We start from the raw sequence: 9,573 nt of genomic DNA, 5'->3' as shown, positions 1-9,573 counted from the left end.
AATTGAAGAACGTTTAGTAACTCGTTGTCAGCTACTCCAAAGCATGACCTCAGAGATTAAAAATTTAACTAATTATCATTGGTTAACTTATGACTAACTTTTATAAGCTTTTATAAACCGGATTTAGTATGAGCCAATACACTGGGTTTGTCCATGATTCAATTCGATTACTATAGCGCTAGCTTAAGTTTGAAATTAAATCTAATCAATCTATACAACCCTTAACTCCTCTAAAAGGGTAGCGCTAGTAAAACTTGATCACCAAATTTTACAAAACTATAACGCTATATAAACTAACTAAAAAATAGCGCTAGATAATTTTTGACTTGACTAAGTATAGCGCTATTTAAAAAATAAAACCAATGACTTGATTTATCCCTTAAGCCTTGACTAAATATAGCGCTATAGTAAAGCATCCATGAATCCCACAATATAGTTAGCGCTATAGTATAACCCTCAACCATAATCATCCCATATAGTACTTACCACACCTAAAAGAGTAGCGCTATTTAAATTCCCGGTATCAATTTGTAAATTTTTGTAAAAATTTTGCACAAACACAAATAATGTGTTAAATTAAGTATAGCGCTAATTAAAGGAGCAAAAAAAATGACAGTGGTCGGAACTACCCAAGCAGCTTTTCTTCTAGGGATTTGTGTCCAACGAGTCCGTCAACTTCTGAAAAATGGCAGAATTAAGGGCGCTCAAAAAGTTGGCAGATTTTGGCAAATTCCCTTATTTAATGGCTTGCCCAAGGTCAGTCCCGGTCGCCGTGGACCAAAGGGAACCTGGAGAAGAGGTTTCCAAAAGGTGGCCACTTACGTTCATGTCAACCAGAACGTGATTAGGCAAAATAAAAAGAACAACACCTACGAGCCTGTACTAACCGTCAAACAAGGCAACCGCAACACCTACGGTCATTATGTGGAAATCAAAGGACCGTCTCGGCTAGTTTATCAACCTAATTGTCCCAAGGATTGTGGAGCTACAGTGTGGCTGGAAGTTGATCCTTCTGTGGAAATTTTGACCAAACTTTTTGGCTAGTGGGACTTTACTATTTTCGGGTCTGTTTAGGGGAACTAGCGGTGAATCGTTCTCCCAATCTGGGGTGAGCGCTCATGTGAGTGTAAGATTGTGTCAAACTTTATTGGCGCTGATTGCTTTTAAGACCTTCAAAATTGCTGCCTTCTCCCTTAAAAGGATAAGCAGGATAAGCAAAGTACCTCACCCAATTAAAAACTGCTATATTATTTACTTATATAAGTATACCTGCGGAATGTAGGATAGAGTTTCATCAGCAATCTTGATCTATATAAAAATTTATTTGGGATAGAAAGAGAGACGCTTCTTATATCAATAACTTGGGAACTGCTTATAAAGTTATTTTTTGTCGTTTTATTGAAATTACCACTGGCTCCCTGATGATTGAATCTGAAAGACCAACACCAGGAATTTCCACCAGAGCAGACGGAGATGGTGATACCGGTAGCATTACTATCGATGTGACTGGCGATGTAGTCCTTAAAAAGCAAGGTACCATTCAAACATAACAACGTAATCAAAGAAAGGGTCGTCCTAGAGATATATTATTAAAGGCCGATGGTAATGTTACCCTTGCCGATAACAGTAGAATTCAAATCGAAAATAAAGGGGATAGATATGCAGGTAAAATAACCATCTTGGCTGGGGGAGCAGTTGAAGTTAGATTCGGCAGCAAAATTGAGAATACCAATGACACAAAAGCGAAAGGAGCGAGCGAAGACATTGAGATCAAAGCTAAGTCCTTATTGCTTGATGCTCGCAATCCGAGCAATCCTGAATCTAAGAGAGGTCGAGCTCGAATTGCTGCTGGAACCAATTCAAAACCTGGAGGTAATGCTGGTTCGATAGATATCCGTGTCGGGTCACTGAGGATGATCGGATTTAAAACCGATAAAGGAGCTAATTCCGGTGATGGTATAAGTAGTAATACATCAGGAAATGGAAACGCGGGCAAGATCACAATCATGGTAGAAGGAGACTTCATCATGACAGACCGAGCCCAAATTGGAGCAAGATCCAACAGTAGAAGCGCGAAAGGGGATGCTAACGATATAATCATTGAAGCTGGATCACTGTTCTTAAGCAAGAGAAGCTTTATTACTAGTCAAGTTAGGTCGAACAGTAAGGGAAATCCTGGCAATATCACGATAACGGCTAAGGATAAGATTGAGATTACCAACAGCGACATCAAAACTGTGGTAAGTGATAACGCGGGAAACCCAGAGAGCGCGAAAAAAAACCCAGGAGGCGTTGGTAATATTACCATTACAGCTCACTCTCTATCCCTCAAAGATGGGAAATTAGAAGCTTTGAATCAGGGCAAAATACCAGCAAGTGATATTACAGTCAATGCTACCGATTTTGTGAAGATTTCTGGGCTTAAAAGGCTCAGTGGCATATTCACCGAAACTAAACTAGGAACTCAGGGTGTTAGAGACAATAAGTCTCAAGGAGGAAGAATTGAGATCACGACAGGTAAATTAACCGTATCAAATGATTCATTTGTAAGTACTCGCGGTATCGGGGGAGTTCCAGGCGGTGATATCATAATCGAGGCTAAGGAAGTAGAAGTCACCCAAGGTGGACAAATTCTTGCTAATGCCTTGAATACTAATGCCTTGAATACTATCCCTTTTGAGGTAGTAGAGCTGGTTGACTGACAAAACTTCCAGAATGCTTGTCCGATGGGGGCTATAGCGTTTATAGCCATCAGACCGTGAAAAGCTTATAAGCGCGGTAGTTGTGGTCGCGAGTTCACCGGCTCGATTCACCTGTTAAACAACAGATACCGAATAGGCTTTTTCCTTGGAGCCGAAAAAGTTTATAGAGAAAGGGATTTGGGGCTTTATTCCCAACTTTTGTCAGTCAACCAGGGTCAAAACGTTTTGATGATTGCTTCAAAACCAAACACTAAAAAAAGTAATTTAAACATTATTTTGGGGTATCATTAGGGATAATAGAATAGTAGCATTAACAACCCATTTATAAAATTCCAATATATTTGGAGGAATAATTCTATGAAAGTTGATGTTGCACAAGATCTGTACCCTTCTAGGGGAGACAATAGTGGATTTATTAAAAGAAAAGAGCCAATCATTTATGGTACTATTGAACAATTTGAAAATGCTCAACTTGATAACAAAGAAGTTACTTTTTATAAAAAAAATGGGTACTTGATTATTGAAAATCAGTTATCTTTTCATGAATTAAATAATTTAAAAAATGAAGCTAAAAAAATAAAAAAAAATTCCTTAGAAGAATCTGAAAATCCAGAAATTATTAGAGAGATAGACTCTAAAATCGTAAGGTCTGTATTTAATATTCATAAAACTAATGAAATATTTAAAAAACTCTGTTACAGTCGGAAGATTTTAAATATTGCAGAAGCATTGCTAGGAAGCCCAACGTATATTCATCAATCAAGAATGAATTGTAAAGATGGATTTGATGGTAAAGGGTTTTATTGGCATTCAGATTTTGAGACTTGGCATAGTGAAGATGGTATGCCTAACATGAGAGCTGTAAGCTGTTCTATTTTGCTTACTGATAATAATGAGTTTAATGGTCCATTACTACTAGTACCAGGCTCTCATAAATACTTTATTCAATGTCAGGGTAAAACTCCAGAAGCTCATTATAAACACTCTTTAAAGAAACAGGAATATGGCGTACCTACAAAAGACTCAATCACCAAAATAATCAAGAAACATGGTATAATTTCGTTTAAAGCCAAAGCAGGTTCGGTAATATTTTTTGATTGTAATATAATTCATGGTTCATCTGACAATTTATCACCATTTCCTAGATATAATCTTTTCTTCGTTTACAATAGTATATACAATAAATTGATATCTCCCTATGCTGGCACAAAACCAAGACCAGAATTTATTGCATCAAGAGAGCATTAATTTCTTATAGATAAATCAAATATAATTTATCTATAAATTATCAAAAAGTCTCTGTTGGAGCTGAGGGGGTGACATGAGCCCTGAAAAGCTTACTATATAAGGCTTTAATGCCAATTCTCTCAGGAAAGATAAACTCCCAAATTGACCCTTCTTTGATTTTCTGGACGCTCAAACCCTTATAACTACGTCCAAGATCAGCCCAAAACAGCATGTATTTTTTTGTAACAGATGGGCTGAATATCTTACGCAGTAAGGATTTTAGCTTGCATGTCACCCCCCCAGCTGTTGGAGTTGATTATTTTATTAGCTTTCCTCACTATTTATTTCATAAAAACCTTCTTTATTATGTACCTCTTCTCCAGTCAAAGGAGGATTAAATACACATATCATACGCATGGTTTCTGTTGCTCTTAAATAATGTTTTTCGTGCTTGTTCAAAAAATACAAAGTACCATCTGAAATAGGATGTATTTCACCTGTTTCTATGTCTTCTATTTCTCCATTTCCAGCTACACAATAAACAGCTTCGAGATGATATTTATACCAAATATAAGTTTCTGTTCCAGCATGAATTAAAGTATCATGTAGAGAAAAGCCAACTTGGTCATCTTTTAATAAAAAACGACGACTTGTCCAGTTGCCATTTGGTGCTTTAACTTCCCGCTTTGTTCCAAGAATTTCTTTTAAGCGACGTACAATCATATAGTATTTCCTATTTACATATACTAATTATTACATATTGTATGACTAATTTTCAGCAAAAACTTCTCTTACCGCTTCTGATAATTTATTTAATCCTATATTTAACACCTCTTCTTCAATAATCAGTGGCGGTAAAAATTTAACTACTTGACTGTTGCTACCACAAGTTTCCACTAATATTTTTTTTTCAAATGCTCTGGTGGAAACTTGTTTTGCAAAACCTTCTTTCGGCATTTCTAGTCCCCAAATCATACCTCTACCTCTAGCTTGCATTTGTAATTCTGGCAATTCATCAGCAAGTTTTTGTAATGATTTTTGAATAATCTTAGATTTATATTCAACAGCCTTGGTTAAATCATCGTTTTCCCAATAACCAAGTAACTCCGTTGCAGCAACAAAAGCCAAATTATTACCTCTAAATGTACCTGTATGTTTTCCAGGAAGCCATTGATCAAGTTCTGGACGAATCAATAGTAGTGCCATTGGTAGCCCACCTCCAATGGATTTAGATAAACAAATCATATCTGGCAGAATTCCAATTTTTTCAAAACTAAAAAAGGTACCTGTTCGTCCATTACCGACTTGTATATCGTCAATAATAAATAATATATTCAACTCACGACATAATGCCTGAAGTTTTTTTAACCAAGTTTCACTAGCAATATTAATACCGCCTTCTCCCTGTATAGTTTCCACAATTATTGCGGCGGGTATCTCAATACCACTACCGGGATCTATTAATAGTTTTCGCAAATAGTTAATCGTGTCAACGTCTTTGCCGAAATAGCCATCAAAAGGGACATGATCTACATTTATCCTGAGACTATAAGCTTGATCATGATAAAACTGATTGCCTGTTATAGCAAGTGATCCCATCGTTAAACCATGATACCCATTGGTAAAAGCAATGATATTAGAACGCTTCTTGACCATACGAGCCAGTTTCAAGGCTGCTTCAACTGCATTAGTACCAGTTGGTCCAGTAAATTGCAGTTTATATTCAAGATTTCTGGGTACAAGAATAGTATCTAAAAACTTTTGCAGAAAATTCCTTTTGGCAACAGTTGCTTTGTCTAGTGAGTGTACAATACGATTGTTTTGCAGATATTCTATCCAAGCCTTTATCACTTTTGGATTATTATGTCCATAATTCAAAACCCCTGCTCCGGCAAAAAAATCAATATATTCATTTCCCTGTTCATCATAAATTACTGCACCTTCAGCAATATCAAAAACAGCATGGAAAGAATGAATATAACTTCTAACATTTGACTCTAAATACTCTATAATATTCATGATTTATCAATTAATTTTTATTTAATTTAAGAGGAAACATTTTATATAAAATCTCAGCATCGTGTAATTCTGTATCAAAATGATAAACATCAAGAAATGAATTGGTTTGGCAATTAGCTTTATTTTCCTCGGCAAAACCCATAAAAAGATTTTGTGATAATTTATTTGCCGGTGAAATGGTTGTTTCTAAACTTTTAATATCACTAAAATTTGGTTGTTTGGTTAGCCATTTTAACATATTCGTGGCAACTTTTCTGCCTCTGGCTTTTTCGGCAACGGCTACCTGCCATATAAACAGGCATTTCGAATTTTCGGGCTTTAAATAACCAGAGATGAAACCGATTATTTTCTGCTCAGATTCTGCCACAACACAAGTATTTTTAAAATCACTACAAATAAGATAATAATAGTATTGGGAGTTAACATCTAAAGGTGGGCATTTTTTTATTAGATGATAAACCTCAAGTCCATCTTCTAACCTTGGATGTCTGTAAGTTATAATAGAATCGGCTTTCATATTTAGTTGACTTCTTTTTTAGTTTTTGTTCTTGAACCAATCATCACAACACATGCATAATTGTTCAAAGCAAAGGGACATCGAGTTATGGGTACTCTATTTCATTTGAGCATTTTTTTTGAGTGAAATAGTAATCGATAAGCTATTATACCTGGATTTCATTATTTTTATTTGTTAATTTTTATTAATCGCTAAGAGAAGGAATTCCCACAAGACTCTGAAGGGGTAACAAAATAGCCTGAAACGCTTTAAATGTAAAGTGTTCACCATTTTGTGCTAAAAAAAAGATAGGTCGATTATTTGCAACAAGCTGGTTGACTGACAAAAGTTGACGAGCGAAGCCCTGAAACTCTGTATAGACAAGGGTTCTAGGGCTTACAGGAAATGCACTTATGCATTGATCGTTTTGGGCTTCAGATTTTAAGGTTGATCATTTGCCTTCAAGCCTTGCCACTAAAGGGCTTCGCCGGGTTCGCTCGGAGAGTGCTGAAACCCTTATTTAGCAGTCGATCTGAAATGTTTTGTCAGTCAAACAGGGTAGTAGAGGTGAGTCAACAGAATGATGATAATGATAGTGATGTCAGCAATGCTGGCAACATTACGATTAACGCTTCGAAACAAGTTATTGTTAGTGGGAATAATCCCAACTTCTCACCAAATGGTAATAGGATCAATGATAGAATGAAACGACAACAAAAAGATCTAGATAGGGAAAATCATCGAATTAAAAAAGAAACTGCTAAACTCCTCTATAATCAGGATAAACTGGAAAAAACAAAGGATAAACTACCCGAAAAATAAATCAAAAACATAGAAGAAGACATAGAAGAAAATAAACAAATAATATAAGAAGTAAAACAAGACAAAAACGAAGTCAAAATCGAGGCGTCCAATGATATCCTGGTTATCCTTGATGATATCCCCCAGAGCAGGATTGTGGTTGCTGCCATCGGAGGTAACAATGCTGGCAATTTGAAAATAACAACCAAAAACCTAACTGTCTAAGATGGAGCACAAATATCAGTAAGTGCTGTGCCATTAGCTCAGGATGGTTTTCCAGACAGCGACACGGATGAGAGTGAGCGAGGAGTAGCTGGCACACTGAAAATTCATGCTGAGTCTCTTACCCTAGACAACGGCAAACTTTTAGCTGCTACCGGAAAAAATTCCAACAATAATAACCAAGAAGATCAGGAAGCAGCAACTATCAAACTCAAGGTATCAGGATTGACAACACTTGATAACAATAGCCTAATCTTGGCTGATGCTACAGGTGTTCAGGTCAAAGGCGGGAACATCACTATTGAAGGTGGATTTATGATCCTATTCCCCTCCGATGGTGAAACAGGTAACGATATCTTTGCTAATGCTCAACAAGGCCAAGGCGGAGAGATCAACATCACCCTGCAAGGCTTATTCGGAAACTTCACCTCACAGCAAGGTCTGACTCGATTTAATGATATCTCTGCTATTAGTTTGACAGGAGATTTGTCTTTATTTGGATTGCTGGAGATCAATTCCGCAATTAATCCTGGCGAGGATCCTGAGAATTTACCAACATCAACAGTTGACCCCTCACAATTAATTGTGGCTAATTGTCCCAGGAGTGGAAAAGTAGCAGTAGATCAACTGGGTGAATTCATTGTTACTGGACGAGGTGGCTTACCCCCGAGTCCCCTAGACCCAATGAATAGCCAGTCTGTATGGGTAGATTGGAGAACCCTTAATACCGAAGAAGAGACCATCGAAGAAGCTACCTCTACTCCTACTCCTGAGGTCAGTTACTTACCAATGAGAGGTAAACGTCGCACTGCCAATACTCCTACTCCTGCTCGTCGGAAGAAGAAAATAGTGGAAGCTCAAGGTTGGACTGTTGGCGAGGATGGTACGATTATCCTGACCGCTGAACCGAATACTGTTACTCCTAAGAGTAATTGGTATAGTCCTAGGTCTTGTGGTAGCAAGGGTTGAGCCATCGGATGGATAATGTTGATGTTGCGATTAACTTCAAGAAACAGGCAAGATGCCCGTTCCACCTGTTGATGCAAGATGCCCGTTCCACCTGTTGATGTTGGAAATTACAGCAATTGTCTGAATAACTATAGCGCTATTTAAAGTTGGCCTTGATAAGTATAGCGCTAGGTTAAGTCGCTTCAGGCTAATTCTATTACTGTTGAAAATTTCAACAATTTTGGAAATGATGGAATTGGCATCTGATTGACTAACTATAGCGCTAAGTTAAGTCGCTTCAATCTAATCCGATCACTGTTGCTGATTCATGCGTGGCCTTTTGGCCAAGGTCAATCCCTTTAAGCGCTGTGGATCGCACTTTGATTAACTTTGACTAGCAACAGCAGTCGATCACGCTGGGCAGCCAGAAATTTTTCCCACTCAATCCTCTGACTGTTGGAAATTTCGACAATTTTGGAGTCGGCACGATAGCGCTAGCTTAATTAACTTCAGTCGAATTCGTTCACTGTTGGACTTTTCAGCAATTTTGGATAATTACGATAGAGCTAGGTTAATCAACAAAGCGTGAAAATCCTTTACTGTTGGAAATTTCGACAATTTTGGAGTCGGCACGATAGCGCTAGCTTAATTAACTTCAGTCGAATTCGTTTACTGTTGGAAATTTCAGCAATTTTAGAAATAATGCGATCGCCTTTGGCGCGGCTTCGCCGATCGCGTAGCGGCTCGTACCGAGCATCGCATAAGCGCGGAAGCTGAGGCCTTTGGGCCACGCTTTGCGAACGCTTCATCGCGTAGCATGACTGCATGTCAATCGCCCCTTGTTGAGTAATTTTGGTCGTTATCGAAAATTCCAGCAATTTGGGATAATCGCGATAGAGCTAGATTAAGCAACGCGCGTTAGTTATCGAAAATTACAACAATTTTGGAGTCGGCACGATAGCGCCTTGTTGAGCAACAAAGCTGTGAAAATCCTTTACTGTCGGAAATTTCAGCAATTCGCGTTCGCATAGCGTGACCGCATGTCAATCGCTTTAGCTTCAGCAACAAAGCCGTGAAAATCCTTTACTGTTGGACATTTCAGCAATTTTCGATAATGTTGACTATCGGAAATTTCAGTAATTTGGGATAATCGCGATA

General features: G+C 37.7%; 10 protein-coding genes. 6 read left to right on the top strand and 4 right to left on the bottom strand.

What is annotated here, in order from left to right; genetic code table 11:
* The first annotated feature begins 609 nt into the window (after window positions 1-609).
* The 4 genes from F6K37_RS23710 to thpD all read left to right on the top strand — a co-directional run bounded on the left by F6K37_RS23710 (window position 610) and on the right by thpD (window position 3,950).
* Complete coding sequence (locus tag F6K37_RS23710; protein ID WP_008191437.1) at window positions 610-1,044, top strand: helix-turn-helix domain-containing protein; 435 nt, start codon at window positions 610-612, stop codon at window positions 1,042-1,044.
* A gap of 317 nt (window positions 1,045-1,361) precedes the next feature.
* On the top strand, window positions 1,362-1,550 hold the full coding sequence (locus F6K37_RS23705; RefSeq protein WP_287252517.1) for a hypothetical protein: 189 nt from the start codon (window positions 1,362-1,364) through the stop codon (window positions 1,548-1,550).
* Window positions 1,551-1,679: 129 nt separating this feature from the next.
* On the top strand, window positions 1,680-2,702 hold the full coding sequence (locus tag F6K37_RS23700) for a hypothetical protein (RefSeq protein WP_287252515.1): 1,023 nt from the start codon (window positions 1,680-1,682) through the stop codon (window positions 2,700-2,702).
* 357 nt (window positions 2,703-3,059) lie between these two features.
* Window positions 3,060-3,950 (top strand): ectoine hydroxylase, encoded by an 891-nt coding sequence (gene thpD, locus F6K37_RS23695; protein ID WP_287252513.1) that lies wholly within the window; start codon window positions 3,060-3,062, stop codon window positions 3,948-3,950.
* Window positions 3,951-4,253: 303 nt separating this feature from the next.
* Here the strand turns inward: thpD and F6K37_RS23690 are convergent, their stop codons facing one another.
* Genes F6K37_RS23690 through ectA form a run of 3 tightly spaced genes read right to left on the bottom strand, consistent with a single transcriptional unit; the run spans window position 4,254 to window position 6,465 of the window.
* Window positions 4,254-4,652 carry an ectoine synthase gene (locus F6K37_RS23690; protein WP_287252511.1) on the bottom strand — a complete coding sequence of 133 codons (399 nt, stop codon included), beginning with the start codon at window positions 4,650-4,652 and terminating at the stop codon, window positions 4,254-4,256.
* Between the two features lie 45 nt (window positions 4,653-4,697).
* Complete coding sequence (ectB, locus tag F6K37_RS23685; protein ID WP_287252509.1) at window positions 4,698-5,948, bottom strand: diaminobutyrate--2-oxoglutarate transaminase; 1,251 nt, start codon at window positions 5,946-5,948, stop codon at window positions 4,698-4,700.
* Window positions 5,949-5,958: 10 nt separating this feature from the next.
* On the bottom strand, window positions 5,959-6,465 hold the full coding sequence (gene ectA, locus F6K37_RS23680) for a diaminobutyrate acetyltransferase (protein WP_287252507.1): 507 nt from the start codon (window positions 6,463-6,465) through the stop codon (window positions 5,959-5,961).
* A gap of 546 nt (window positions 6,466-7,011) precedes the next feature.
* Here ectA and F6K37_RS23675 point away from each other — a divergent pair.
* Window positions 7,012-7,266, top strand: coding sequence for a hypothetical protein (locus F6K37_RS23675; protein ID WP_287252506.1), 255 nt, complete (start codon window positions 7,012-7,014; stop codon window positions 7,264-7,266).
* Between the two features lie 231 nt (window positions 7,267-7,497).
* Window positions 7,498-8,436, top strand: a complete 939-nt coding sequence (locus F6K37_RS23670; RefSeq protein WP_287252504.1) for an S-layer family protein — start codon at window positions 7,498-7,500, stop codon at window positions 8,434-8,436.
* Window positions 8,437-9,011: 575 nt separating this feature from the next.
* Here F6K37_RS23670 and F6K37_RS23665 read toward each other — a convergent pair.
* Window positions 9,012-9,206: a hypothetical protein gene (locus F6K37_RS23665; protein WP_287252502.1), complete on the bottom strand. Its 195-nt coding sequence runs from the start codon at window positions 9,204-9,206 to the stop codon at window positions 9,012-9,014.
* Window positions 9,207-9,573 lie beyond the last annotated feature (367 nt).

The organism is Moorena sp. SIO4E2 (assembly GCF_010671945.1).
Lineage (GTDB): Bacteria > Cyanobacteriota > Cyanobacteriia > Cyanobacteriales > Coleofasciculaceae > Moorena > Moorena producens.
Note: the sequence above shows the minus strand (reverse complement) of the source record. Positions and strands in the feature narration are given on the sequence as shown.